This window comes from Pseudomonas protegens CHA0, from assembly GCF_000397205.1.
GTDB classification, from domain to species: Bacteria; Pseudomonadota; Gammaproteobacteria; order Pseudomonadales; family Pseudomonadaceae; genus Aquipseudomonas; species Aquipseudomonas protegens.
The window spans coordinates 1,850,002-1,875,370 of sequence record NC_021237.1; the positions used below are offsets into that span (position 1 = coordinate 1,850,002).

The 25,369-nt window shown below is 61.0% G+C and carries 28 protein-coding genes; all 28 read left to right on the forward strand.

What is annotated here, in order from left to right; genetic code table 11:
• Positions 1 to 158: 158 nt before the first annotated feature.
• Positions 159 to 1,085, forward strand: coding sequence for a ketoacyl-ACP synthase III (locus PFLCHA0_RS08300; protein ID WP_011059962.1), 927 nt, complete (start codon positions 159 to 161; stop codon positions 1,083 to 1,085).
• A gap of 82 nt (positions 1,086 to 1,167) precedes the next feature.
• Complete coding sequence (locus PFLCHA0_RS08305; protein WP_015634626.1) at positions 1,168 to 2,457, forward strand: motility associated factor glycosyltransferase family protein; 1,290 nt, start codon at positions 1,168 to 1,170, stop codon at positions 2,455 to 2,457.
• Positions 2,454 to 2,723, forward strand: a complete 270-nt coding sequence (locus tag PFLCHA0_RS08310; protein WP_015634627.1) for a hypothetical protein — start codon at positions 2,454 to 2,456, stop codon at positions 2,721 to 2,723. Before PFLCHA0_RS08305 ends, PFLCHA0_RS08310 begins: the two co-directional genes overlap by 4 nt.
• A gap of 236 nt (positions 2,724 to 2,959) precedes the next feature.
• Complete coding sequence (locus tag PFLCHA0_RS08315) at positions 2,960 to 3,811, forward strand: flagellin domain-containing protein (RefSeq protein ID WP_011059965.1); 852 nt, start codon at positions 2,960 to 2,962, stop codon at positions 3,809 to 3,811.
• Positions 3,812 to 3,884: 73 nt separating this feature from the next.
• On the forward strand, positions 3,885 to 4,256 hold the full coding sequence (locus tag PFLCHA0_RS08320) for a flagellar protein FlaG (protein WP_015634628.1): 372 nt from the start codon (positions 3,885 to 3,887) through the stop codon (positions 4,254 to 4,256).
• A gap of 82 nt (positions 4,257 to 4,338) precedes the next feature.
• Entirely contained in the window at positions 4,339 to 5,793 is a 1,455-nt protein-coding gene (gene fliD / locus PFLCHA0_RS08325) for a flagellar filament capping protein FliD (protein WP_011059967.1), read from the forward strand.
• Between the two features lie 128 nt (positions 5,794 to 5,921).
• Positions 5,922 to 6,317 (forward strand): flagellar export chaperone FliS, encoded by a 396-nt coding sequence (gene fliS / locus PFLCHA0_RS08330; protein ID WP_015634629.1) that lies wholly within the window; start codon positions 5,922 to 5,924, stop codon positions 6,315 to 6,317.
• A gap of 11 nt (positions 6,318 to 6,328) precedes the next feature.
• Positions 6,329 to 6,625: a hypothetical protein gene (locus PFLCHA0_RS08335; protein ID WP_011059969.1), complete on the forward strand. Its 297-nt coding sequence runs from the start codon at positions 6,329 to 6,331 to the stop codon at positions 6,623 to 6,625.
• A 171-nt stretch (positions 6,626 to 6,796) separates the two neighbouring features.
• On the forward strand, positions 6,797 to 8,272 hold the full coding sequence (locus PFLCHA0_RS08340) for a sigma-54 dependent transcriptional regulator (RefSeq protein WP_011059970.1): 1,476 nt from the start codon (positions 6,797 to 6,799) through the stop codon (positions 8,270 to 8,272).
• Positions 8,273 to 8,400: 128 nt separating this feature from the next.
• Positions 8,401 to 9,594 (forward strand): sensor histidine kinase, encoded by a 1,194-nt coding sequence (locus PFLCHA0_RS08345; protein ID WP_172621759.1) that lies wholly within the window; start codon positions 8,401 to 8,403, stop codon positions 9,592 to 9,594.
• A 5-nt stretch (positions 9,595 to 9,599) separates the two neighbouring features.
• Positions 9,600 to 11,006 carry a sigma-54-dependent transcriptional regulator gene (locus PFLCHA0_RS08350; RefSeq protein WP_015634631.1) on the forward strand — a complete coding sequence of 469 codons (1,407 nt, stop codon included), beginning with the start codon at positions 9,600 to 9,602 and terminating at the stop codon, positions 11,004 to 11,006.
• Positions 11,007 to 11,134: 128 nt separating this feature from the next.
• Positions 11,135 to 11,461 carry a flagellar hook-basal body complex protein FliE gene (gene fliE, locus PFLCHA0_RS08355; RefSeq protein ID WP_011059973.1) on the forward strand — a complete coding sequence of 109 codons (327 nt, stop codon included), beginning with the start codon at positions 11,135 to 11,137 and terminating at the stop codon, positions 11,459 to 11,461.
• A gap of 15 nt (positions 11,462 to 11,476) precedes the next feature.
• Complete coding sequence (fliF, locus tag PFLCHA0_RS08360; RefSeq protein WP_011059974.1) at positions 11,477 to 13,264, forward strand: flagellar basal-body MS-ring/collar protein FliF; 1,788 nt, start codon at positions 11,477 to 11,479, stop codon at positions 13,262 to 13,264.
• Positions 13,257 to 14,276 (forward strand): flagellar motor switch protein FliG, encoded by a 1,020-nt coding sequence (gene fliG / locus PFLCHA0_RS08365; RefSeq protein WP_011059975.1) that lies wholly within the window; start codon positions 13,257 to 13,259, stop codon positions 14,274 to 14,276. Before fliF ends, fliG begins: the two co-directional genes overlap by 8 nt.
• A 9-nt stretch (positions 14,277 to 14,285) precedes the next feature.
• Positions 14,286 to 15,131, forward strand: a complete 846-nt coding sequence (gene fliH / locus PFLCHA0_RS08370; RefSeq protein ID WP_015634632.1) for a flagellar assembly protein FliH — start codon at positions 14,286 to 14,288, stop codon at positions 15,129 to 15,131.
• Positions 15,121 to 16,479, forward strand: coding sequence for a flagellar protein export ATPase FliI (fliI, locus tag PFLCHA0_RS08375; RefSeq protein ID WP_015634633.1), 1,359 nt, complete (start codon positions 15,121 to 15,123; stop codon positions 16,477 to 16,479). The genes fliH and fliI overlap by 11 nt, the downstream gene beginning before the upstream one ends.
• A gap of 6 nt (positions 16,480 to 16,485) precedes the next feature.
• Positions 16,486 to 16,935, forward strand: coding sequence for a flagellar export protein FliJ (fliJ, locus tag PFLCHA0_RS08380; RefSeq protein ID WP_011059978.1), 450 nt, complete (start codon positions 16,486 to 16,488; stop codon positions 16,933 to 16,935).
• Positions 16,936 to 17,022: 87 nt separating this feature from the next.
• Positions 17,023 to 17,328, forward strand: a complete 306-nt coding sequence (locus PFLCHA0_RS08385; protein ID WP_011059979.1) for an STAS domain-containing protein — start codon at positions 17,023 to 17,025, stop codon at positions 17,326 to 17,328.
• 5 nt (positions 17,329 to 17,333) lie between these two features.
• Positions 17,334 to 19,040, forward strand: a complete 1,707-nt coding sequence (locus PFLCHA0_RS08390; protein WP_015634634.1) for a fused response regulator/phosphatase — start codon at positions 17,334 to 17,336, stop codon at positions 19,038 to 19,040.
• A gap of 30 nt (positions 19,041 to 19,070) precedes the next feature.
• A complete protein-coding gene (locus tag PFLCHA0_RS08395) occupies positions 19,071 to 19,415 on the forward strand; it encodes an Hpt domain-containing protein (protein ID WP_011059981.1) in 345 nt (114 codons plus the stop codon).
• A 98-nt stretch (positions 19,416 to 19,513) separates the two neighbouring features.
• Complete coding sequence (locus tag PFLCHA0_RS08400; RefSeq protein ID WP_015634635.1) at positions 19,514 to 20,908, forward strand: flagellar hook-length control protein FliK; 1,395 nt, start codon at positions 19,514 to 19,516, stop codon at positions 20,906 to 20,908.
• A 190-nt stretch (positions 20,909 to 21,098) separates the two neighbouring features.
• Entirely contained in the window at positions 21,099 to 21,599 is a 501-nt protein-coding gene (gene fliL / locus PFLCHA0_RS08405; RefSeq protein ID WP_011059983.1) for a flagellar basal body-associated protein FliL, read from the forward strand.
• Between the two features lie 9 nt (positions 21,600 to 21,608).
• Entirely contained in the window at positions 21,609 to 22,577 is a 969-nt protein-coding gene (gene fliM / locus PFLCHA0_RS08410) for a flagellar motor switch protein FliM (RefSeq protein ID WP_011059984.1), read from the forward strand.
• Between the two features lie 55 nt (positions 22,578 to 22,632).
• Positions 22,633 to 23,094, forward strand: coding sequence for a flagellar motor switch protein FliN (gene fliN / locus PFLCHA0_RS08415; protein ID WP_011059985.1), 462 nt, complete (start codon positions 22,633 to 22,635; stop codon positions 23,092 to 23,094).
• Positions 23,095 to 23,538: a flagellar biosynthetic protein FliO gene (fliO, locus tag PFLCHA0_RS08420; RefSeq protein WP_011059986.1), complete on the forward strand. Its 444-nt coding sequence runs from the start codon at positions 23,095 to 23,097 to the stop codon at positions 23,536 to 23,538. It begins immediately after the preceding gene.
• Positions 23,538 to 24,287 (forward strand): flagellar type III secretion system pore protein FliP, encoded by a 750-nt coding sequence (fliP, locus tag PFLCHA0_RS08425; protein WP_011059987.1) that lies wholly within the window; start codon positions 23,538 to 23,540, stop codon positions 24,285 to 24,287. Before fliO ends, fliP begins: the two co-directional genes overlap by 1 nt.
• A gap of 24 nt (positions 24,288 to 24,311) precedes the next feature.
• A complete protein-coding gene (gene fliQ / locus PFLCHA0_RS08430) occupies positions 24,312 to 24,581 on the forward strand; it encodes a flagellar biosynthesis protein FliQ (protein WP_011059988.1) in 270 nt (89 codons plus the stop codon).
• 4 nt (positions 24,582 to 24,585) lie between these two features.
• Positions 24,586 to 25,368: a flagellar biosynthetic protein FliR gene (gene fliR, locus PFLCHA0_RS08435; protein ID WP_015634637.1), complete on the forward strand. Its 783-nt coding sequence runs from the start codon at positions 24,586 to 24,588 to the stop codon at positions 25,366 to 25,368.
• The last annotated feature ends 1 nt before the right edge of the window (position 25,369 follow it).

Below are 25,369 nucleotides of genomic sequence, written 5' to 3' on the forward strand. Positions count from 1 at the left end.
CCCGGGAAGATGGCGCCAGCCCTGTGTGACAGGTCCAGTGATAGCCCTTGGTTCTTCTCGATACCGCCGTGTTTCGGCGCAAGTATCTGTGTTTTTTCGGCAGCCCCTGCTCGGTCATCGCGCGGGGGTATTGAGCTGTTTATTATTGGGAAGCCGTAATGATTGGCATAAAAAGCATTGCGAGCTACGTGCCTGTAGCCGGCGTGGACAATTACGCACAAGGTGCAAAATTCGCCAAGGATGAAGAGTTCATCCTGGGCAAGATCGGTTCGGCCTTCCTGCCGCGCAAAGACGCCGGGCAAGAAACCTCCGATCTGTGTGTCGAAGCAGTCAATGCATTGTTTGCCGCTAACCCGGAACTCAAGCGCGAAGCCATCGATGTGTTGATCGTGGTTACCCAGAACGGTGACGAAGAAGGTTTGCCTCACACTGCGGCGATCGTACAGGACAAGCTGGGCCTGCCCACCACCGTCGCGGCCTTTGATATTTCCCTGGGTTGCTCCGGGTACGTCTACGGCATCTATGCCATCAAGGGGTTCATGGAAGCTGCTGGCCTGAAGAATGGCCTGCTGGTCACCGCTGACCCTTACTCGAAGATTGTCGATCCCGAAGATCGCAATACCACCATGCTGTTCGGTGACGCCGCCACGGCCACCTGGCTGGGCGAAGACGCCACCTGGCAGCTGGGCAAGGCCAAGTTCGGTACCGATGGCTCGGGGGCTCCGCACCTGAAGGTCACCGATGGTGTGTTCTTCATGAACGGCCGCCAGGTGTTCAACTTCGCTCTGCTGAAAGTGCCGGCACACCTGCACGAGTTGCTGGATGAGTCGGGGCTGAAGTCTGACGATATCGATGCCTTCTGCATTCACCAGGGCAGCGCGGCGATCGTCGATGCGGTGGCCCGGCGTTTCGAAGGCAACCCCGACAAGTTCATCAAGGACATGGTGGAGACCGGCAATACCGTGTCCTCCAGCATTCCGCTACTGCTGGAAAAGCACATGTTCGATTCCAGTTGGAAGCGCGTTGCCCTCAGTGGCTTCGGCGTTGGTCTGTCCTGGGGATCGGCCATCATCTACCGCTCCTGAGTTTCAGCTCGCAGCGGCACAGATAGCGCTCAAGGTGTAATCTTGAGCGCTATTTTTTTGCACGAGTGATAAGCGAGGCGGCATGAGCGACAGCTTTGAACACAACGCCCGGGTGATTGGCGAGCGCTGGCCGGCGCTGCTGGCACGGGTGCAGGCTGAGGATGCTGCTGTGCTGCAGGCGGATCTGGTGGAAGGCCTTGGCTCGACACTGAGCATTGGCGGGGTCCAGCTGACCAGTCGCCATGATCGCAGTCGCGAGGCTCAGGTCCAGGCCGCCAGCCTGCCTGAGGCGGCGGTATTGCATCTTTACGGCTGTGGCTTGGGTGACCTGCAAATGGCGTTGCTGCAGCGGCCGGGGCTGGAGCGTCTGTATGTGCACATTCTCAATGGCGCACTGTTCAAGCTGGTGCTGCAAGTGCTGGAACAGCAGGCCTGGCTGGCTGATCCACGGGTCGAGTTGTTGTATGCCGGCGACCTGCCGGAGATTGCATTGCCGTTTTTCGCCCTGCCGGCCGAGCTGGTGCTGGCCGATGACTACAACGCGAAGATCCGCGATCGGTTGATCAGCGAGACTCATCTGTCCTTCAATAATCGTTTGTTTGCCGCAGATACAGCGGATATCGCCGAGCGCCTGGCTGCCATTGAGCCTTGGGTTGGGATGGATCGCGATATTGCCGAGCTGTTTGATCGCCATCCCGGGAGTGAAGTCTTTGTTATCGCTACGGGGCCGAGCCTGGAGCATCACTACGCGGCATTGCGCGCCGTGTCCGGCCAGGCGCAGCGGCCGCTGCTGATCTGTGTCGACACGGCATACCAGCCGCTGCTCAAAGAGGGCATCCGGGTGGACCTGGTGGTGAGTGTCGACCAGCGAATTTCCACCCGGCACCTGCCTGCTCAAGGCAGTGACGGCACCGCTCTGGTGTATATGCCGCTGGCGGACCCGCAGGTACTCGAGGGCTGGCTCGGGCCGCGGTATGTGGCCTATTCCGCCAGCCCGGTGTTCCAGGCATTGCGCCAGCGCATACCCCGGGCACAGCTGCATGCCGGTGGCAGCGTGATTCATCCGGCCGTGGATCTGGCGGTGAAGATGGGAGGGCGACGGATCACCCTGTTTGGTGCGGACTTCGCGTTCCCCATGAACCGTACCCATGCCGGTTGGCATGACGGCGATCTTGGCCCGCAACTCGGCGCGGCCCGACACTGGGTGCTGGATGGGCATGGGCAGCGAGTCAAGACCCAGCTTAATTTCCGCAGCTACCTGTGCGAACTGGAGCGCTATATCAGCAGTCAGCCTGAGGTGGCGTTTTTCAATACCAGCCGTGATGGCGCGATGATCCTCGGTACCACCTTTCACCCGGATTTTGCTCAATGAATCAGCTAGAGCCTGTGTTTTCCCGAGCCAGAGAAGTCGCCGATCTGTTTCGTCTGGGGCGTGATGTCGAGGCGGTGGGTGTCATGGTTGAGCTGTTCGATCCCATCCAGTCGTTGGTGGATGGAGCTGCGCTGCCTGTCCAGCAGGATTGGGCGAAATTGCTGACCCTGATGCTGGCGTGCCAGGAAGGGCAGAACTGGTTGGGGTTGGCCGACTATCTGGAATACGAGCTGCTGGACTGGTTGCAGGCCGAGTTTGGTGGATGAGCGGTGCGGCAGGCTGGGCGAGTGTTTTTGGTGGGTATTTTCTGGCGTCAGTTTTTCGTTCGGTGTCGGCTTAACCCCTTGTTTTCCAAGGGATGGCCGGGTGATGGCAAATATTTTTGAAAAAGCCCTAAAGCAACTTGCATTACCGACGATAACTATTACGAAGGTTCTCTAGGCCATTACCCGGCGGTTGCCAGGGCCGGAAGCCGCAGTACCCAACCAACGAGGAATTCGTCATGGCTTTAACAGTAAACACTAACGTCACGTCGTTGAACGTTCAGAAAAACCTGAACCGCGCTTCCGACGCTCTGTCGACTTCGATGACTCGCCTGTCTTCCGGCCTGAAGATCAACAGCGCAAAAGACGACGCCGCCGGCCTGCAGATCGCTACCCGCATGACTTCGCAGATCCGTGGTCAGACCATGGCGATCAAAAACGCCAACGACGGTATCTCCATCGCCCAGACCGCTGAAGGCGCGATGCAAGAATCCACCAACATCCTGCAGCGTATGCGTGAACTGGCTGTTCAGTCGCGAAACGACTCCAACGGTACCCAAGACCGCGTTGCTCTGAACAAAGAATTTGCTCAGATGTCGGACGAGCTGACTCGTATCGCCAAGTCGACCAACCTGAACGGCAAGAACCTGATCGACGGTTCCGCTGGCACCATGACCTTCCAGGTTGGTTCCAACACCGGTTCCACCAACCAGATCACCATCACCCTGGACAGCGGCTTCGACGCTGCCACCCTGGGCGTTGACTCCGGCACCATCAACATCACCGGTAACGACAGCACCACTGCCGAGACCAACACCAAGGCCGCGATGGACGCTATCGACAAGGCTCTGGCTACCATCAACTCCAGCCGTGCGGACCTCGGTGCTGCCCAGAACCGTCTGACCAGCACCATCTCCAACCTGCAGAACATCAACGAAAACGCCAGTGCTGCACTGGGTCGCGTACAAGATACCGACTTCGCTGCTGAAACTGCCCAGCTGACCAAGCAGCAGACTCTGCAACAAGCTTCGACCGCAGTTCTGGCCCAGGCCAACCAACTGCCATCCGCTGTACTGAAGCTGCTTCAGTAATAGCTGGCTAAGCTTTGGCGGGGGAGTGCGCTGGTCGTGCTCTCTCGCTTTTTTACTTTAAGAGGTGATGGACATGGATATGAGCGTGAAGCTGAACTTGTCTTATCCAGCGGCCAAGCCGGTGACGCCTGTCGCTGACAAGCCCGTGGAGAAGCCTCGAGAGGTCGTTCCTGCAGTTGCCAAAACCGCAGCTCAGGACAGTAAGAAAGAAGCTCGGACCGAGCAGGAAAAGTTGAAAATGGCCGTTCAGGAAATTGAAAAGTTCGTCCAGTCGGTCAAGCGCAATCTAGAATTCTCGATCGACGAGCCTTCCGGAAAGGTCGTGGTCAAAGTCATTGCCAGTGATTCGGGTGAAGTGGTTCGCCAGATCCCCAATGAAGAAGTGCTGAAACTGGCCAATAGCTTGAATGATGCGAGTAGTCTGTTGTTCAGTGCCAAGGCCTGACAGCTGGCATGAAAATTGTTGCTGGTTACGTTTGAGCGCTGTTGTGGTCAAAAGACTGGCGGCACACTGAAGGGAGAGACACATGGCAAGTCCAATTCTACCGGGTACCGGCTTGGGTTCCGGCCTCGACACCGGTGCTATCGTCAAGGCGTTGGTAGCTGCTGACAAGGCGGCCAAGCAAGGTCAGATCGATCGCGCGACCACCACCAATAGCGCCAGCATTTCTGGTATCGGGACATTGCAGTCGTTGTTGTCGACCTTCCAGAGCACGCTGTCGGTTGCTGGGCTGGGAAGCTCTGTGAATCCCGCCTTTGCCGGTTTCGCTGCGACCTCCAGCGACAGCAAGACCGTAGACGCCACTGCAGACAACTATGCGGTTGCCGGCAAATACTCGGTTACCGTCAAAAATCTTGCAACTTCGTCAAAAGTGGCCAGTGCGGCTTTTAGCGGAGGAAATACCAGTGCCATTCCGAGTGGTACGTTAAACATCACTCAAAATGGCATTAACTACCCGTTGACCGTCGGCGCCAATGCGACGCTGCAATCGGTGCGTGACTCGATCAACGCCGACTCGAAGATGAACATGGCCGGGCTCAGCGCGAACATCGTGACCGACTCGTTCGGTTCGCGACTGGTGATCGGCTCCGAAAAGACCGGTGCAGGCACCGACATTTCTGTCAGCGGTATTGCCGGTTTGGAGATCGATGGCACTCAGCCGATGTCGAGTGATACCAATCCGGCTTCCGCCGCCTCATCCGGCAATATCGGTGGGCTGGCCAAGGACGCGGTTTTCAGCGTCGACGGCATGCAACTGACCAGCAAGACCAATACAGTCACGCAGGCCATTTCCGGTCTTAAGCTCAATCTGGTTGCGCCAACCACCACGCCGATCACCGTGACAGTTGCCACAAACACTGAGGGTCTTAAGACCTCGATCCAGAAGTTTGTCGACGCCTATAACGCCGTGGCCAACGGCATTACTACGCTGACCAAGCCTTCCCTGGATGACAGTGGCAACCCGACCATCCCGGCACAGCTCACTGGTGACTCGCTGCCTCGTTCGATTCTGGCGGCTATTCGTGCACCACTGTCCGAAACGGGCGCCGGCGACAAGTTGACTGTGCTGGCGCAGTTGGGGATCACCACCAACCAGAAGACCGGTGCACTGGATTTCGACGACAAGAAATTCACGGCTGCCATGACCGACAAGAAGCTCGGTGGTGAAGTGCAGAAGCTGTTTACCGGTGATGGTACCAACCCGGGTCTGCTGGAACGCATGACTAACGCGATCAAGCCGTTTACCCAGGGTGTGGGTAGCATGACCGAAGGGATCCTGACCACTCGTACCAAGACCCTGGATATCACCAAGAAAAAGCTCAGTGATCAACAGGATGCGCTGGATCGGCGGGTGGCTACCCTGACAGCGGTACTGACCAAGAAGTACAACGACATGGACACCCTGGTGGGCAAGCTGAAGGCAACTGCCAGCAATATCACGTCGATGTTTGAAGCCTTGACCGCACAGCAAAAAGGCTGATATTCACTCAGCGCCAAAAGCCCGGCAGTGTTTTTCAGCGCTCCGGGCTTTTGTATTTGGCCTAAAGTTTTTTGACGTTGCGTCGATATATTGCTTATACGAACCCTTGAGTTTTGAAGAGGTATTACATGAATCCGATGTTAGCCCTTCGGCAGTACCAGAAGATCGGTGCGCAGGCGCAGACCTCCGAAGCCAGTCCCCACCGTCTGGTGCAGATGCTGATGGAAGGCGGCCTGGATCGTATCGCTCAGGCCAAGGGGGCGATCGAGCGCAAGGATATCGCCAACAAAGGCATATTCATCAGCAAGGCCATCGGCATCATTGGTGGTCTGCGTGAAGGTCTGGACCTGGAAAACTCCCTGGATACCCTGGGGGATCTGGACAGTCTGTATACCTACATGATGAAGCGCCTGGCTGAAGCCAATATCAAGACCGATCCGAAGATTCTCGATGAGGTCGCCGGTCTGCTGCGTACGGTCAAGGATGGCTGGGATGCCATTGCCGCACCGGGTCCGCAGTTTTAAGGAGGAACACCATGAGTGCTGTCCTGCAACGCATTGAAGAAACCCGTGAGGCGCTGGTCGGCGCCCTGGCCGAACGCAACTGGCAAGCCATTGGCGAGCTGGACCTGGCGTGCCGTTCATGCATGGAGGACGTGCTCAGCGAGGCTGAGGTCGACGAGGCGGCACTGCGTGACAATCTGGAGGAGTTGTTGGGGGTCTACCGGCAGCTGCTTGAGGTGGCAACAGGGGAGCGCCAGGCGATAGTCGACGAGATGTCGCAGATCCAGCAAGCACAGAACGCGGCAAAGGTTTACCATTTGTTCGGTTGATGTTGAGTTAATCCCGAACACTGCGCGCCATAAATTTGACTGTGCACGCTTTTTTGACTTAACTAGTGGCTGTTTTCAGATTTCAGGCGTCTATAAGGCAGAAAATGCCTACAAGCGCGTCTAGCTTGCCCCTTATCTGGGCATTGAGTTGACTAGGGAAGTTGCTATTGCATGTGGCGTGAAACCAAAATTCTGCTGATCGATGACGATAGCGTGCGCCGCCGCGACCTGGCGGTGATTTTAAATTTTCTTGGCGAAGAAAATTTACCCTGCGGTAGCCATGACTGGCAGCAGGCTGTCGGCTCTTTGTCGTCAAGTCGCGAAGTAATTTGCGTCCTCATCGGGACCGTAAATGCTCCTGGTGCACTTCTGGGCCTGTTAAAGACACTCTCAACCTGGGATGAGTTCCTTCCAGTGCTGTTGATGGGCGAAAATTCTTCCATTGATCTGCCTGAAGACCAGCGTCGTCGTGTGCTTTCCACCCTGGAAATGCCTCCCAGCTACAGCAAATTGCTGGACTCCCTGCACCGGGCCCAGGTCTATCGTGAAATGTACGATCAGGCCCGTGAGCGCGGTCGTCACCGTGAACCCAATCTTTTCCGCAGCCTGGTAGGCACCAGTCGCGCCATCCAGCATGTGCGGCAGATGATGCAGCAGGTGGCGGATACCGACGCCAGTGTGCTGATCCTTGGCGAGTCGGGAACAGGCAAGGAAGTGGTAGCGCGCAACCTGCACTATCACTCCAAGCGGCGCGACGCGCCTTTCGTACCGGTCAATTGCGGCGCCATTCCGGCAGAGCTGCTGGAAAGTGAGCTGTTTGGCCATGAAAAGGGCGCGTTCACCGGTGCTATCACCAGTCGTGCCGGACGTTTCGAGCTGGCTAATGGCGGCACTCTGTTCCTCGACGAAATCGGCGATATGCCACTGCCGATGCAGGTCAAGTTGTTGCGGGTGCTGCAGGAGCGCACGTTCGAGCGCGTGGGCAGCAACAAGACCCAGGGTGTTGATGTGCGAATCATCGCTGCCACCCATAAGAATCTGGAAAGCATGATCGAGGTAGGCAGCTTCCGTGAGGATCTGTACTACCGCCTCAACGTGTTCCCCATTGAAATGGCGCCGCTGCGTGAGCGAGTGGAAGACATTCCGCTGCTGATGAATGAGCTGATTTCGCGAATGGAGCACGAGAAGCGCGGTTCTATCCGCTTCAACTCTGCCGCCATCATGTCGCTGTGCCGGCATGGCTGGCCGGGTAACGTTCGTGAGCTGGCCAACCTGGTGGAACGCATGGCGATCATGCATCCCTATGGTGTGATTGGCGTCGTCGAGTTGCCGAAGAAGTTCCGCTATGTGGATGACGAAGACGAGCAGTTGGTGGACAGCCTGCGCAGCGATCTGGAAGAGCGCGTAGCGATCAACGGTCACGCGCCAGACTTCGCCGCCACGGCCATGCTGCCGCCGGAAGGCCTGGACCTGAAGGACTACCTCGGCAGCCTGGAGCAAGGGCTGATCCAGCAGGCGCTGGACGACGCCAATGGCATCGTGGCGCGGGCTGCAGAGCGTTTGCGCATCCGTCGCACCACCCTGGTGGAGAAGATGCGCAAGTACGGTATGAGCCGTCGTGAGGGTGATGAACAGGCGGATGATTGACGCCGGTTTTTCAAGTCTTTGAAAACTGGGTGGTTTTTTTTAGGCACGGGTATTGCTAAGTCTCTTGCAACGTTCCGTTTAACTGACGGTCAGCCACGCGAGAGTGCACGATGCCCCAAGCCGCCCAGATGTCTCCTGCCCCTGATGCACAGGGGCAATCGTCGTCCGTAGAGCAGGCAAGCCGGCTAGGTCTTGAGCAGGCCTTCGCCTTGTTCAACCAGATGTCGAGCCAACTTACTGACTCCTACAGCATGCTTGAGGCCCGGGTGACCGAGCTCAAGGGCGAGTTGGCGGTGGTCAGCGCCCAGCGCATGCAGGAGCTGGCGGAAAAGGAGCGTCTGGCCAATCGTCTGCAGAACCTGCTGGACCTGTTGCCGGGCGGGGTCATCGTGATTGATGGTCATGGCATCGTCACCGAGGCCAACCCGGCAGCCTGCGAGCTGCTGGGGCTGCCGCTGGAAGGGCAGTTGTGGCGCAACATCATCGCCCGCAGCTTTGCCCCTCGCGAAGACGATGGCCATGAAATTTCCCTGCGCGACGGTCGCCGCCTGTCGATTGCCACGCGCTCGCTGGATGCCGAGCCCGGGCAGTTGGTGCTGCTCAATGACTTGACTGAAACCCGTCATCTGCAAGACCAGTTGGCCCGTCATGAGCGTCTGTCCTCCCTGGGCAAGATGGTTGCCTCCCTGGCTCACCAGATCCGCACGCCGCTGTCGGCGGCCCTGCTGTACGCCAGCCATCTCACTGAGCAGGAACTGCCGGTCGCTACCCATCAGCGCTTTGCCGGGCGGCTCAAGGAGCGTTTGCACGAGCTGGAACATCAAGTGCGCGACATGCTGGTGTTCGCCCGTGGCGAATTGCCCCTGACCGATCGCCTGACGCCCAAGTCGCTGTTGCAGTCGTTGCAGGCCGCGGCCCTGACCCATGTGCAGGACGTTGCCGTGCGCTGGCAGTGCGATAGCCACAACGGTGAGTTGCTGTGCAATCGCGACACTCTGGTGGGCGCCTTGCTCAATCTGATCGAGAACGCGGTGCAGGCCAGTGCCGGCGCGGCGCGACTCAAGGTGCACCTGTACAGCCGCGGCGACACCTTGCGGCTGTGCATCAGTGACAGTGGCAGTGGTATCGACGCCGCGGTCCTGGAGCGCCTGGGAGAGCCGTTCTTCACCACCAAGGCCAATGGAACCGGGCTGGGCCTGACGGTGGTCAAGGCGGTAGCCCGTGCTCATCAGGGAGAATTGTCGCTGCGCTCGCGTCCTGGGCGCGGTACTTGTGCGCTGGTGACACTGCCTCTGTTCTCCAGCGTGCATGGAGTGGAGTGAAGGTAATGGCAATCAAGGTTCTACTGGTTGAAGACGACCGCGCATTGCGCGAGGCCCTGGCGGATACCCTGCTGCTGGCCGGTCATGACTACAAGGCTGTCGGCAGTGCTGAGGAAGCATTGGAAGCGGTGGCCTTCGAGCCCTTCAGCCTGGTGGTCAGCGACGTCAACATGCCGGGCATGGACGGTCATCAATTGCTTGGCCTGCTGCGAGCCCGCCAGCCACAACTGCCGGTGTTGCTGATGACTGCCCATGGCGCCGTCGAGCGTGCCGTGGACGCCATGCGCCAGGGGGCGGCCGATTATCTGGTCAAGCCTTTCGAGCCGCGGGCCCTGCTGGACCTGGTGGCGCGCCATGCCTTGGGCAGCCTGGGTGTTGGCGAGGATGAGGGGCCTGTGGCCTTCGAGCCAGCCAGCGCTCAGTTGCTGGAGCTGGCGGCGCGGGTGGCCCGCAGTGACTCCACGGTGCTGATTTCCGGTGAATCCGGCACTGGCAAGGAGGTGCTGGCGCGCTATATCCATCAGCATTCCCATCGAGTCAATCAGCCGTTTATCGCCATCAACTGCGCGGCCATCCCGGACAACATGCTCGAAGCCACTTTGTTCGGGCACGAAAAGGGCTCTTTCACAGGGGCCATCGCTGCCCAGCCCGGCAAGTTCGAGCAGGCCGATGGTGGCACCATCCTGCTGGACGAGATTTCCGAAATGCCTCTGGGCTTGCAGGCCAAGCTGCTGCGGGTCTTGCAGGAGCGCGAAGTGGAGCGGGTGGGTGCGCGCAAGCCGATCACCCTGGATATCCGCGTGGTCGCCACCACCAACCGCGATCTGGCGGGGGAGGTAGCGGCCGGTCGTTTCCGCGAGGACTTGTATTACCGTTTGTCGGTATTTCCTCTGGCCTGGAAGCCGTTGCGCGAGCGTACCGCCGATATCCTGCCGCTGGCCGAGCGCCTGCTGGCCAAGCACGTCAATAAAATGAAGCACGCGGCGGCCAGGCTATCGGCCAAGGCCCAGGAGTGCCTGCTGGCCTATCCATGGCCAGGCAACGTTAGAGAATTGGACAACGCATTGCAGCGCGCATTGATCCTGCAGCAGGGGGGCTTGATCCAGCCGGAAGATTTCTGTCTTGCCGGTCCTGTGGCTTGTGCTCCGCTGCCTGCGCTGGCGTCCGTGGTGCAGGTGGCTTCGCGTGGCACGGCTGCCGAGGTGGAGATGCCGGCTCAAGAATCCGGCGGCCTGGGCGATGACCTGCGGCGCCGGGAGTTTCAGATGATCATCGATACCCTGCGCTCCGAGCGCGGGCGACGCAAGGAGGCCGCGGAACGCCTGGGTATCAGCCCGCGGACCTTGCGCTACAAGTTGGCGCAGATGCGCGATGCTGGAATGGACGTCGAGGCCTATCTGTTCGCGACCTGATCTGTGAGAGGCAAGCCCGGGATGGGCTTTTGTCGATAAGGGCCATGGAGCTGGCACCCTTGTTGCTAACACCTCACTAACCGCTGAGTGAGCGTCAAAAAATTGCGGGTCGTCAGAGAGAGTAGACCATGAGCCAAGGTGTTGAATTTAATCGGTTGATGCTGGATATGCGTGCCATGCAGATGGACGCAATGTCGCAGCCTAAATCCGCCGCGGTGGCAGAAGTCAGCGGCAGCAGCTTTGCTGATATGCTTGGCCAGGCCGTGAACAAGGTCAATGACACTCAGCAGGCGTCCAATCAGCTGTCCAGTGCCTTTGAAATTGGCAAGAGCGGTGTCGACCTGACGGACGTGATGATTTCCTCGCAAAAGGCCAGCGTGTCTTTTCAAGCCTTGACCCAGGTTCGCAACAAGCTGGTTCAAGCGTATCAAGACATCATGCAGATGCCGGTTTAAGGACGAGATTGAGTCATGGCAGAAGCAGTCGCCGATAACGTACCGGCCAAGGCCGCCCCGATCGACGGTAAACCGCCGCTGTTCGGTTTGTCCTTCCTGGAAAACCTGTCCCAGATGACCATGCTGCGTCAGGTCGGCCTGTTGGTGGGCCTGGCCGCCAGCGTGGCGATTGGTTTTGCCGTGGTGCTGTGGTCCCAGCAACCCGATTACCGGCCGCTGTACGGCAGCCTGGCGGGTATGGACGCCAAGCAGGTCATGGATACCCTGGCCTCTGCCGACATTCCTTACACCGTAGAGCCCAATTCCGGCGCCTTGCTGGTCAAGGCCGATGACCTGTCCCGAGCCCGCCTGAAGCTGGCCGCGGCTGGCGTAGCGCCGGGTGACGGCAACGTCGGTTTCGAGATCCTCGATAAAGAGCAGGGCCTGGGTACCAGTCAGTTCATGGAAGCGACCCGTTACCGTCGCGGCCTGGAGGGCGAGCTGGCTCGCACCATCTCCAGCCTGAACAACGTCAAGGGCGCCCGGGTGCACCTGGCGATTCCCAAAAGCTCGGTGTTCGTGCGTGATGAACGCAAGCCCAGCGCCTCGGTCCTGGTAGAACTCTACTCCGGCCGTTCCCTGGAGCCCGGCCAGGTCATGGCCATCGTCAACCTGGTGGCGACCAGTGTTCCCGAGCTGAACAAGTCCCAGGTCACCGTGGTCGATCAGAAGGGCAACCTGTTGTCCGACCAGGCGGAAAACTCCGCACTGACCATGGCTGGCAAGCAGTTCGACTACAGCCGCCGCCTGGAAGGCATGCTGACCCAGCGGGTGCACAACATCCTGCAACCGGTGCTGGGCAACGATCGCTACAAGGCTGAAGTCTCGGCGGACGTCGATTTCAGTGCCGTGGAATCCACCTCCGAACAGTTCAACCCCGACCAGCCGGCCCTGCGCAGCGAGCAGTCGGTGAATGAGCAGCGCTCCAGCAGCAACGGCCCGCAAGGCGTGCCGGGTGCTCTGAGCAACCAGCCGCCAGCGCCGGCCTCTGCGCCACAAACCACCGGTGGCGCCACTGCCGCCGCCGGCATGGTGCAACCGGGCCAGCCACTGCTGGACGCCAACGGCCAACAGATCATGGACCCGGCCACCGGCCAGCCGATGCTGGCGCCGTACCCGTCGGACAAGCGTCAACAATCCACCAAGAACTTCGAGCTCGATCGCTCCATCAGCCATACCAAGCAGCAGCAGGGTCGCCTGAATCGTCTGTCGGTAGCGGTAGTGGTGGACGACCAGGTCAAGGTCAACCCGGCCAATGGCGAAACCAGCCGAGCGCCGTGGAGCGCCGACGAATTGGCGCGCTTCACCCGTCTGGTGCAGGACGCCGTGGGCTTCGATGCCAGCCGTGGCGACAGCGTCAGCGTGATCAATGTGCCGTTCTCCGCCGAACGCGGGGAAGTGATCGCCGATATTCCGTTCTACTCGCAGCCCTGGTTCTGGGACATCGTCAAGCAAGTGCTCGGCGTGCTGTTCATCCTGGTGCTGGTGTTCGGCGTGTTGCGTCCGGTGCTCAACAACATCACTGGCGGCGGCAAGAACAAAGAACTGGCAGGCCTGGGCAGTGACGTCGAGCTGGGCGGCATGGGCGGCCTGGACGGTGAGTTGGGCAACGACCGCGTGAGCCTCGGCGGCCCGCAGAGCATTCTGCTGCCGAGCCCGAGCGAGGGTTATGACGCTCAGTTGAACGCAATCAAGAGTCTGGTGGCTGAAGACCCGGGTCGAGTGGCTCAGGTCGTGAAAGAGTGGATTAACGCAGATGAGTGATAACCGAGCCGCTACCGCCAAACTGACCCGGGTCGACAAAGCCGCGATCCTGCTGCTGTCCCTGGGTTCTACCGATGCTGCGCAAGTGTTGCGCCACATGGGCCCCAAAGAGGTCCAGCGGGTGGGCGTGGCCATGGCGCAGATGGGTAACGTGCACCGCGAGCAGGTCGAACAGGTGATGAGCGAGTTCGTCGATATTGTCGGCGACCAGACCAGCCTGGGCGTCGGTTCCGATGACTACGTGCGCAAGATGCTCACCCAGGCCCTGGGCGAAGACAAGGCCAACGGCCTGATCGACCGCATTCTGCTGGGTGGCAACACCAGCGGCCTGGACAGCCTGAAGTGGATGGAGCCGCGGGCCGTTGCCGACGTGATCCGCTACGAGCACCCGCAGATCCAGGCCATCGTGGTGGCCTACCTCGATCCTGACCAGGCCGGCGAAGTGCTCGGCAACTTCGACCACAAGGCGCGCCTGGACATCATCCTGCGGGTTTCCTCGCTCAACACCGTGCAACCCGCGGCGCTCAAGGAACTCAACCAGATTCTCGAGAAGCAGTTCTCCGGCAACTCCAACGCATCGCGGACCACCCTGGGTGGTATCAAGCGTGCAGCCGACATCATGAACTTCCTCGACAGCTCGATCGAAGGCCAGCTGATGGATTCGATCCGCGAAGTGGACGAAGACCTGTCGGGCCAGATCGAAGACCTGATGTTCGTCTTCAACAACCTCGCCGATGTCGACGATCGCGGCATCCAGGCGCTGCTGCGCGAAGTCTCTTCCGACGTGCTGGTGCTGGCTCTCAAGGGCTCGGACGAAGGGGTCAAGGAAAAGATCTTCAAGAACATGTCCAAGCGTGCGGCGGAACTGCTGCGCGACGACCTGGAAGCCAAGGGCCCGGTTCGCGTCAGCGATGTGGAAACCGCGCAGAAGGAAATCCTCACCATTGCCCGCCGTATGGCCGAAGCCGGAGAAATCGTTCTCGGCGGGAAGGGCGGCGAAGAAATGATCTAAGGTCGCTTTATGTCGTCCAGCAGTGATGAGTCCCAAAGCGAGCTGATTCGCGCCCGGGACGTCGAGGGTTTTGACGTCTGGGCGCTGCCCAGTTTCGATCCCGAGCCGCCCGAGCCTGAACCCGAGCCGGAAGAGGTGCAGGAGGAGATCGAGGAGGTGCCGCTGGAGGAAGTCCAGCCGCTGACCCTTGAAGAGCTCGAGAGCATCCGCCAGGAAGCCTATAACGAAGGGTTCGCCACTGGCGAGAAAGAGGGCTTTCACAGCACCACCCTCAAAGTGCGCCAGGAAGCCGAAGTGGCACTGAGCGCCAAGTTGCAGGCGCTCGAGCAACTGATGGCCAACCTGTTCGAGCCCATTGCCGAGCAGGACACCCAGATTGAAAAGACCCTGGTGGAGCTGGTGCGGCATATCACCCGCCAGGTGATCCAGCGCGAGCTGGCGATGGACTCCACGCAGATCGAACATGTCATGCGCGAAGCGCTCAAGCTGCTGCCCCTGGGCGTCGGTAATGTGCGCCTGTACGTCAATCCGCAGGATTTCGAGCAGGTCAAAAGCCTGCGCGAGCGCCATGAGGAAAGCTGGCGCATCGTCGAGGACGAAGCGCTGCTGCCCGGCGGTTGCCGGGTCGAGACCGAGTACAGCCGTATCGACGCCAGCATGGAAACCCGGATCGCCCAGGCCATGGACCAGCTGTCCGACCAGTTGCACGAACAATCGCTGCATCCGGCAGCGGCGGACCTTGGCCTGGACCTGGGGCCGTTGACGCCGTCGGCGCCGCAGAGCGACATCGCCGACCCCGCTATTGACCTTGACGCCGCCGCGCACGAGCCAGCGGACCCTAGCAATGCGCCTTGAACGCACCAGCTTCGGCAAGCGCCTGGGGGGCTATGCCCAGGCTATCAGCCTGCCGGGCCAGCCGATCCTTGAGGGCCGCCTGCTGCGCATGGTCGGCCTGACACTGGAAGCCGAAGGCTTGCGCGCGGCCATGGGCACCCGGTGCATGGTGATCAACGATGACAGCTACCACCCGGTCAAGGTCGAAGCCGAGGTCATGGGGTTCTCCGGGAGCAAGGTATTCCTGATGCCAGTGGGCAGCGTGGCCGGGATTGCTCCGGGCGCGCGCGTGGTGCCCCTGGCCGACACCGGCCGTTTGCCCATGGGCATGAGTATGCTCGGGCGTGTGCTGGACGGCGCCGGTAGGGCGCTGGATGGCAAGGGTGCGATGCGTGCCGAAGACTGGGTGCCGATGGACGGCCCCACCATCAACCCGCTCAAGCGCGACCCCATCAGCCAGCCGCTGGATGTGGGTATTCGCAGCATCAACGGTTTATTGACGGTAGGTCGCGGTCAGCGTCTCGGCCTGTTCGCCGGTACCGGCGTGGGCAAGAGTGTGCTGCTGGGCATGATGACCCGCTTCACCGAGGCCGACATCATTGTGGTCGGGCTGATCGGCGAGCGGGGACGTGAGGTCAAGGAGTTCATCGAGCACATCCTGGGTGAGGAAGGCCTCAAGCGTTCGGTGGTGGTGGCCTCGCCAGCGGATGATGCTCCGCTGATGCGTCTGCGGGCGGCGATGTACTGCACGCGGATCGCCGAATATTTTCGCGACAAGGGCAAGAACGTCCTGTTGCTGATGGATTCCCTGACACGTTTCGCCCAGGCCCAGCGGGAAATCGCCCTGGCCATCGGCGAGCCGCCGGCCACCAAGGGTTATCCGCCTTCGGTGTTCGCCAAGCTGCCCAAACTGGTGGAGCGTGCCGGCAATGCCGAGGCCGGCGGCGGTTCGATCACCGCCTTCTACACGGTCTTGTCCGAAGGCGACGACCAGCAGGACCCGATCGCCGACTCGGCGCGGGGCGTGCTCGACGGGCATATCGTGCTGTCCAGGCGCCTGGCGGAAGAGGGGCACTACCCGGCCATCGACATCGAGGCTTCCATCAGTCGGGTCATGCCGGCGGTGATCAGCCCTGACAACATGGCGCGGGCGCAGTACTTCAAACAGCTGTGGTCGCGTTACCAGCAGGCCCGGGACCTGATCAGCGTCGGTGCCTATGTGGCCGGCGGCGACCGGGATACCGATACGGCCATTTCCCTGCATCCGGCCATGGTTGCGTACCTGCGCCAGGGGCTCAATGACAACATCAGCCTGGGCCATAGCCAGACCCACCTGGAAATGCTTTTCGCTCCGGCAGCGGGCGGGTAACCGGCCATGGCCGATAGCCGTGCGGCGCGCCTGGCGCCGGTGGTGGACATGGCAGAGAGTGCCGAGCGCACGGCCGCCCAGCGCCTGGAGTACTTTCACGGCCAGGTGCGTGTGGCCGAGAGCAAGCTGGGGGACCTGGAGCGTTTTCGTGGCGACTACCAGGAACAGTGGGTCGAGCGCGGCAAGTTGGGGGTCAGTGGCCACTGGCTGATGAACTATCAGTACTTTCTCAGCCAGCTGGATACCGCCGTCGGTCAGCAGCGACAGAGCCTGGCCTGGCACCAGAACAACCTCGATCGCGCCCGGGAAGCCTGGCAGCAGGCCTATGCCCGGGTCGAGGGGCTGCGCAAGCTGGTGCAGCGCTATATCGACGAGGCGCGGGCGCTTGAGGACAAGCGTGAGCAGAAGTTGCTGGATGAACTTTCCCAACGCTTGCCTCGTCAGAGCCCATACTGATGGTGCTCATTTGCCCCGTGCGGGTTGTCCCCCCGGCGAGTGGGTGCTAAACCTTTTAGACGTCGTCAATGACAAGGAAGCAGTCACATGTCGGTCGTTACAGAAATATCCCCGGACGGGCAAAAACTCACGATCTCCATCAGAGGCCGTTTCGATTTCGGACGCCACCAGGAGTTTCGCGAATCCTACGAGCGACTCAACCGGACACCGGAGTCCATCGTGGTGGACCTCAAGGAAGCCACCTATCTCGACAGTTCGGCCCTGGGCATGCTGCTGTTGCTGCGTGACCACGCCGGCGGCGACAACGCCGATGTCCGGGTAATCAACAGCAACTCGGATGTGCGCAAGATCCTCGCCATCTCCAACTTCGACAAGCTTTTCGACATCAGTTGACCGGTATGCGGTCGATGCTCGAGCCCCTGTGTGTGCTGATCGCCGAAGATGGCGCAGCGGACCGCATGCTGCTGTCCAGCATCATCCGGCGCCAGGGGCATCAGGTGCTGGCGGCAAGCAACGGCGCCGAGGCGGTGCAGCTGTTTCAGCAACAGCGCCCGCACATTGTGCTGATGGATGCATTGATGCCGGTGATGGACGGTTTCGAGGCTGCCCGGCGGATCAAGGCCCTGGCTGGCGAGACCCTGGTGCCGATCATCTTTCTCACCTCCTTGAGCGGCGGCGAGGCCCTGGCCCGCTGCCTGGAAGCGGGTGGCGACGACTTTCTAGCCAAGCCTTACAACCCGGTGGTGCTGGGGGCCAAGATCAACGCCATGGACCGCCTGCGCCGTCTGCAAGAGACCGTGCTGCACCAGCGTGACCAGATCACTCGCCACCACGACTACCTGCTCAACGAGCAGCGGGTGGCCAAGGCGGTGTTCGACAAGGTCGCCCATGCCGGCTGCCTGGATGCGCCGAATATCCGTTACCTGCAATCGCCCTATGCCCTGTTCAACGGCGACCTGTTGTTGGCGGCCTACACCCCGGCCGGAGACATGCACGTACTGCTGGGGGATTTCACCGGCCATGGGCTGCCTGCGGCGGTAGGCGCCATGCCGCTGGCGGAGGTGTTCTACGGCATGACCGCCAAGGGCTACGGCCTGCCGGAAACCCTGCGGGAGATGAATGCCAAGCTCAAGCGCATCCTGCCCGTGGACATGTTCTGCTGTGCCACCCTGCTGTGCCTGAGTTCCCAGCGGCGGGCGGTGGAGGTGTGGAACGGCGGCATGCCCGAAGGGTATCTGTATCGGCACGCCAGCGGCGTACGCACGCCGCTGGTGGCTCGCCACTTGCCCTTGGGTGTGTTGAGCGCCGAGGCCTTCGAGGACAGCACCGAAGTGTTTTCCATGGCGCCGGGAGACCGCGTCTTCCTGTTGTCGGATGGGGTGATCGATACCTGTAATACCGAGGAGCAACTGTTTGGCGTCGAGCGATTGCATCAGGTGTTTGCCGCCAATCGCCAGGAAGATCAGCTGTTCGAAGAGATCCGGCAGGCCCTGGAGCGCTTTGGCGGCAGTGCCCGGGATGATGTGAGCATGGTCGAGGTGGGGTTGCCGGAGTTTCCCCGGTTGGCGCCGCCGGCTCTGGTGTACTCCGACAGTGGCCAGTCCTGCCCGCTGGACTGGTCGGTGAGTTTCGAGTTTCGGGCTGCCACCCTCAAGCGTTTCAATCCCTTGCCCTATCTGCTGCAACTGTTGCTTGAGGTGCATGGCCTGCGCTCCCAGAGCGGGGCGCTGTACAGCGTTTTGGCAGAGCTCTACTCCAATGCCCTGGAACATGGCGTGCTCAAGCTCGATTCGCGGCTCAAGCGCGATGCCGAGGGGTTCACCCGCTATTACCGCGAACGCTCGACCCGGCTTGCGCAGTTGCAGGAGGGTTTTGTCCGGGTGCATCTGCAAGTGCAGCCCCTGGAAGCGGGAGGGCGCCTGGTGGTGCGCGTCGAGGACAGTGGCGAGGGCTTCGATGTGGCTGCGGTCCTGGCGCGGCCCAATGATATGGAGCGTCTGTCGGGGCGTGGCGTCAGTCTGATCCGGCAGATGAGCCGGCAGGCCGTGTGGGCGGATGATGGGCGCAGTGTCTGCGTGGAGTTTTCTTGGGAGGCTCTGGCATAATTCCCGGGTTCTTGATCAAGGAGTGAACAAGTGGCTGAGATTCATCTGGACCACACGGTGCTCAATGCTTTGCAAGAGGTCATGGAGGATGAATATCCCGTCCTGCTGGATACCTTCGTCTGCGATTCCGAGGAGCGTGTGCGGCTGCTGCATAAGTCCGAGGATACGATTTTGCTGGTAGCCACCGCCCACAGCCTCAAGGGCAGCAGCAGCAACATGGGCGCCACCCGCCTGGCCGAACTCTGTCATCAGCTGGAACTGCGGGCCGGGCAGTCGGCCGCAGATGGCATTCGACAATTGGTGGGGGAGATCGACGGCGAGTTCGCTATCGTTCGACGCTTGTGCGAGCAGGAGCTGCAGCGCTTTCATTGTTGAGAAACAGCTTTTTATCTGCGGATTGTTAAAGCTGGCCCGGCCTTTGCAGTCAAGTCTTCCAACTGTACCTATGATCCCCGTGCAGCGGAGACTGTCCCATGGCTGTTACCCCTAATTCGCTTCTTCAGGCCACTGCCCAGGCCAGCGCTAAGTCCAAGACTCAAGCGGCACCTGTCAGCCCCCTGGCGAGCATTGCCGAGCCTGGGGACAAGGCTTCCAGCTTCGCGCAGCTCTACGCCAAGGAATCCCAGAACCAGCCGCAGGCCAAGCCTCCAAGCTTTGCCGACAACTCGCCCAAGCCGGTGCGCGACAAGGGGGCTGACAGTAGCCCGAAGAAGGATGTCAGCAAGGACTCTTCTGCCGCGCCGCAGCCAGCCGTTGCCGATAGCGGCAAATCCTTGCCTGCCGACAAGCCGGCCGGCAGCGACAGCAAAACAGCGCCCACTGATGCTGCGAAGCCGGCTGATACCGCACAAACCGACACCCCGCCCCCCAGCGATCCGATGCTGGATCCAAGCCTGGTACAGGTCGCGCCGCCACAGCCTGTGGTGCCGGCTGAACCGGCCCCGGCGACACCTGCGCCGCCTCAGGTCGAGGCGGCTCCCGTCGCCCCTGCGCCGGCCCTCGTTGCCGCAGTGGTGGCGCCACCCGTCGAGCCGGCCAAGCCTGAATTCGACCCCGAGGCTGATCCTCTGGATGCCTTACCTGCGGTGCGCCTGGCCATGGAGCAGGGCGGCCATGTGTCGGCGTCCAGCCAGAGCCAGCCGAAGGCCGCGCCAGGCAATGCCGGCAATGAAGGGCAGCTGGCCTCGGTGCAGAACTTCGCCAATGGCATGGCCGGCATGCTCGAGCAGCAGGCGGGCAAGAGCGGCACCGAGCAGGGCGGCGAAAAGGCCTTTAGCGGGTTGATCGCCGATGGCTTGAAGGACCTCAAGGGGGCTTCCAGTGATACCCGGGTGGATGATTTCGCCAATCGCCTGGCGGCCTTGACCCAGGCCGCGACGCCCAAGACGGCCAACGCGGTGCCGGTCAACCAGCCGCTGGCCATGCACCAGAATGGCTGGACCGAAGAGGTGGTCAATCGGGTGATGTACCTGTCCAGCACCAACCTCAAGTCGGCAGACATCCAGTTGCAGCCGGCCGAGCTGGGGCGCCTGGACATTCGCGTGCACATGATTCCGGACCAGCAGACCCAGGTCACCTTCATGAGTGCCCATGCTGGGGTTCGCGAAGCCCTGGAAGGGCAGATGCACCGCATGCGCGACATGTTCAACCAGCAGGGCCTGGGGCAGGTGGACGTCAACGTCTCCGATCAGTCCCGTGGCTGGCAGGGCCAGGAGCAGGCGCAGCAGGAGCAGAATCGCCGCAGCGGTTCCAGCACCAGCGGCGGGCGCCTGGACAATGGCGATGATGAGTCGTCCCCGGCCGTGGCAGAAGTGCAGGCTCCGGTACAGACCGTGATCGGCAGCAGCGCCGTCGACTACTACGCCTGACCTGTGGCGGGGGTCGCTACCGGCCCCTGCACTGATCCTCGCGGTGTAACTGCAACAGCTTGCACCCCAGGTTTCCCTTCGCAGCATTGCCCTTCGCTGTTGATCCCTGCCTTTCTGACAAATCTGGCATAACACTTGCTCTTGCCTTGCCGTGCGACTGTGAACCCCCGATTAGTGACGGATTATTGGCATGGCGAAGAGCGAAGCAGCAGAAAAACCCACCGCAGGGAAAAGCAAACTCAAGCTTATCCTCTTGATTGTCCTGGCGTTGTTGCTGGCCATCGGCCTGTCGGTCGGCGCCACCTGGTACTTCATGCACAGTGCTCAGAGCAAGCCGGCCCCGGCTGCAGAGACCGCCAGCAACGTCAAGCCTGCGGCGATCTACGAGCCCATGGCCCCAGCCTTTGTTGCCAACTTCACGCAGAACGGCCGGCAGCGCTACATGCAGGTGAGCATTACCCTGCTGGCGCGCAATCAGGCCGACCTGGATGCGCTGAAAGTGCACATGCCGGTGATCCGCAACAACCTGGTCATGCTCTTCTCCGGGCAGAGTTTCGACACCCTGGCCACTCCGGTCGGCCAGGAAATGCTCCGCCAGAAGGCCACCGCCAGCGTTCAGGAAGTGGCGCAGAAAGAGGTGGGCAAAGTGGTGGTCGAGCAGTTGCTCTTTACTAACTTCGTACTGCAGTAGGAACACGACATGGCCGTGCAGGACCTGCTGTCCCAGGATGAGATCGATGCGCTGTTGCATGGCGTCGACGACGGTCTGGTACAGACCGAACACGCTGCCGAGCCCGGCAGTGTCAAAAGCTACGACCTGACCAGCCAGGATCGCATCGTCCGTGGACGCATGCCGACCCTGGAAATGATCAACGAGCGTTTCGCTCGCTATACCCGTATCAGCATGTTCAACATGCTGCGCCGTTCGGCTGACGTGGCAGTGGGTGGCGTGCAGGTAATGAAGTTCGGCGAGTATGTGCACTCGCTGTACGTACCCACCAGTCTGAACCTGGTGAAGATCAAGCCGCTGCGCGGCACCGCGCTGTTCATTCTTGACGCCAAGCTGGTATTCAAGCTGGTGGACAACTTCTTCGGCGGCGATGGCCGCCACGCGAAGATCGAAGGGCGCGAATTCACCCCGACCGAACTGCGGGTGGTGCGCATGGTGCTGGAACAGGCCTTCGTCGATCTCAAGGAAGCATGGCAGGCGATCATGCCGGTCAACTTCGAGTACATAAACTCGGAAGTGAACCCGGCCATGGCCAACATCGTCGGTCCCAGCGAAGCCATTGTGGTGTCGACCTTCCACATCGAGCTCGATGGCGGTGGCGGCGACCTGCACGTGACCATGCCGTATTCGATGATCGAGCCGATCCGCGAAATGCTCGACGCCGGCTTCCAGTCCGACCTGGACGACCAGGACGAACGCTGGAGCAAGGCTCTGCGCGAGGACGTGCTGGATGTGGCCGTGCCGCTGAGCGCCACTGTCGCCCGTCGTCAGTTGCGCCTGCGGGACATCCTGCACATGCAGCCTGGCGATGTAATCCCGGTGGAACTGCCCGAAGACATGATCATGCGCGCCAATGGCGTGCCGTCGTTCAAGGTCAAGCTGGGTTCCCACAAGGGCAACCTGGCGCTGCAAGTGATCGAGCCGATCGAGCGCCGTTGAGCGGCGCTCCAACCTGTTTGCTGTTCAATGAATTTTTGCCCGTCGAGGACCCAAGATGGCTGACGAAATTAACTCCCAGGACGACCAGGCGCTGGCCGACGAGTGGGCTGCTGCGCTGGAAGAAACCGGTGATGCCGGTCAGGCGGATATCGATGCCCTGCTGGCGGCGGATGCCGGCGCCGCGTCAAGTTCCGGGCGCTTGCAGATGGAAGAGTTCGGCAGCGTGCCGAAGAACCATGAGCCGGTCACCCTGGACGGCCCTAACCTGGACGTGATTCTGGATATCCCGGTATCGATCTCCATGGAAGTGGGCAGCACCGATATCAACATTCGCAACCTGCTGCAGCTCAACCAGGGCTCGGTGATCGAGCTCGATCGCCTGGCCGGCGAGCCGCTGGACGTGCTGGTCAACGGCACCCTGATCGCCCATGGCGAGGTGGTTGTGGTCAACGAAAAGTTCGGCATTCGCCTGACTGACGTGATCAGCCCCAGCGAACGCATCAAGAAGCTGCGCTAAGTGAACAAGCTGCTTGGCATTGCATTTGCGCTGCCCCTGAGCGCCCTGGCCGCGGAGCCGGCGGCCACCGCCGCGGTGGCTGCGGCTGCGCCCGTGACCGGCAGTGTCAGCGGCCAGTTGACCCAGCTGGTACTGGGCCTGCTGCTGGTGATCGGCGTGATCTTCTTCCTGGCCTGGCTGTTGCGCCGGGTGCAGCAGGCCGGTCCTGCCGGCAAGGGGCAGGTGATCGAACTGATCGGCTCCCGGGCTCTGGGCCCGCGCGATCGCCTGGTGCTGGTGCAGGTTGGCAACGAGCAGATCCTGCTGGGCCTGACCCCGGGCACCATCACCCCGTTGCATGTACTCAAGGAGCCGGTGCAGGTGCCCAGTGCCGAGCAGGCGACGCCCGAGTTCGCCCAGCGCCTGATGGAGCTGTTGGGCAAGGATCAGAAGGATAAGAAGTAATGCCGTTGCGCATCATCTTGACGTTGGCACTGATGCTGGCGGCGCCGCTGGCGTTGGCGGCGGACCCGTTGTCGATCCCGGCGATCACCCTTGGCACCAATGCCAGCGGCCAGCAGGAGTATTCGGTCAGTCTGCAGATCCTGCTGATCATGACGGCGCTGAGCTTCATTCCAGCGTTCGTCATGCTGATGACCAGCTTCACCCGGATCATCATCGTCTTCTCGATCCTGCGTCAGGCCCTGGGCCTGCAGCAGACCCCGTCGAACCAGATCCTCACCGGCATGGCGCTGTTTCTTACCATGTTCATCATGGCGCCGGTGTTCGACCGGGTGAACCAGGACGCCTTGCAGCCTTACCTGGCGGAAAAACTCACCGCCCAGGACGCCGTGGCCAAGGCTCAGGTGCCGATCAAGGACTTCATGCTGGCGCAGACCCGCAGCAGCGACCTGGAGCTGTTCATGCGCCTGTCCAAGCGCACCGACATCGCCAGCCCTGACCAGGCGCCGCTGACCATCCTGGTCCCGGCCTTCGTCACCTCCGAGCTCAAGACTGCGTTCCAGATCGGCTTCATGATCTTCATTCCGTTCCTGATCATCGACCTGGTGGTGGCCAGTGTGCTGATGGCCATGGGCATGATGATGCTCTCGCCCCTGATCATTTCCCTGCCGTTCAAGATCATGCTGTTCGTCCTCGTGGACGGTTGGGCGTTGATCATCGGTACCCTGGCGGGCAGTTTCGGTGGTGTTTAAAACCTTGTTTGCGGGTGATCGACAATGACTCCGGAAGTCGCGGTAGACCTGTTTCGCGAAGCGCTCTGGCTGACCACCATGATGGTGGCGGTGCTGGTGGTGCCCAGCTTGTTGGTGGGCCTGATGGTGGCCATGTTCCAGGCTGCCACCCAGATCAACGAACAGACCCTGAGCTTCCTGCCGCGCCTGCTGGTGATGCTGGTGACCCTGATTGTCGCCGGGCCCTGGCTGGTGCAAACCTTCATGGAATACATCCGTCAGTTGTACGGCAGTATTCCGCAGTTGATCGGCTGAGCCCATGTCCCTGCTGGCGTTGACCGACACCCAGATCAGTACCTGGGTGGCGAGCTTCATGTTGCCGCTGTTCCGGGTCACCTCGCTGCTGATGGTGATGCCGGTCTTCGGGACCACCCTGGTGCCGCGGCGGGTACGCTTGTACTTTGCCCTGGCGATCACCGTGGTGATAGCGCCGGGGCTGCCGCCCATGCCCGAAGTGCATGCCCTGGATCTCAGTGGCCTGTTGCTGGTCGCCGAACAGATCCTGATCGGCGCGGTACTGGGGTTTTCCCTGCAACTGTTCTTCCAGGCTTTCGTGGTTGCCGGACAGATCGTGGCGATCCAGATGGGCATGGGGTTCGCTTCCATGGTCGACCCCACCAACGGTGTGTCGGTGGCGGTGATCGGGCAGTTCTTTACTATGCTGGTGACCCTGTTGTTCCTGGCCATGAACGGCCATCTGGTGGTGTTCGAGGTGCTTACCGAGAGCTTTACCACCCTGCCGGTGGGTGGCGGCCTGATGGTCAACCATTACTGGGAGCTGGCGGGCAAGCTCGGTTGGGTGCTGGGAGCGGCGCTGCTGCTGGTATTGCCGGCGATCACCGCGCTGCTGGTGGTGAACATCGCCTTTGGCGTCATGACTCGCGCGGCGCCGCAATTGAACATCTTCTCCATCGGCTTTCCCCTGACCCTGGTGCTGGGCATGGGCATTGTCTGGATCAGCCTGGCCGACATTCTCAACCAGTATCAACCGCTGGCCTCCGAGGCCTTGCAGTTCTTACGCGAACAGGCAAAGGCGCGCTGAG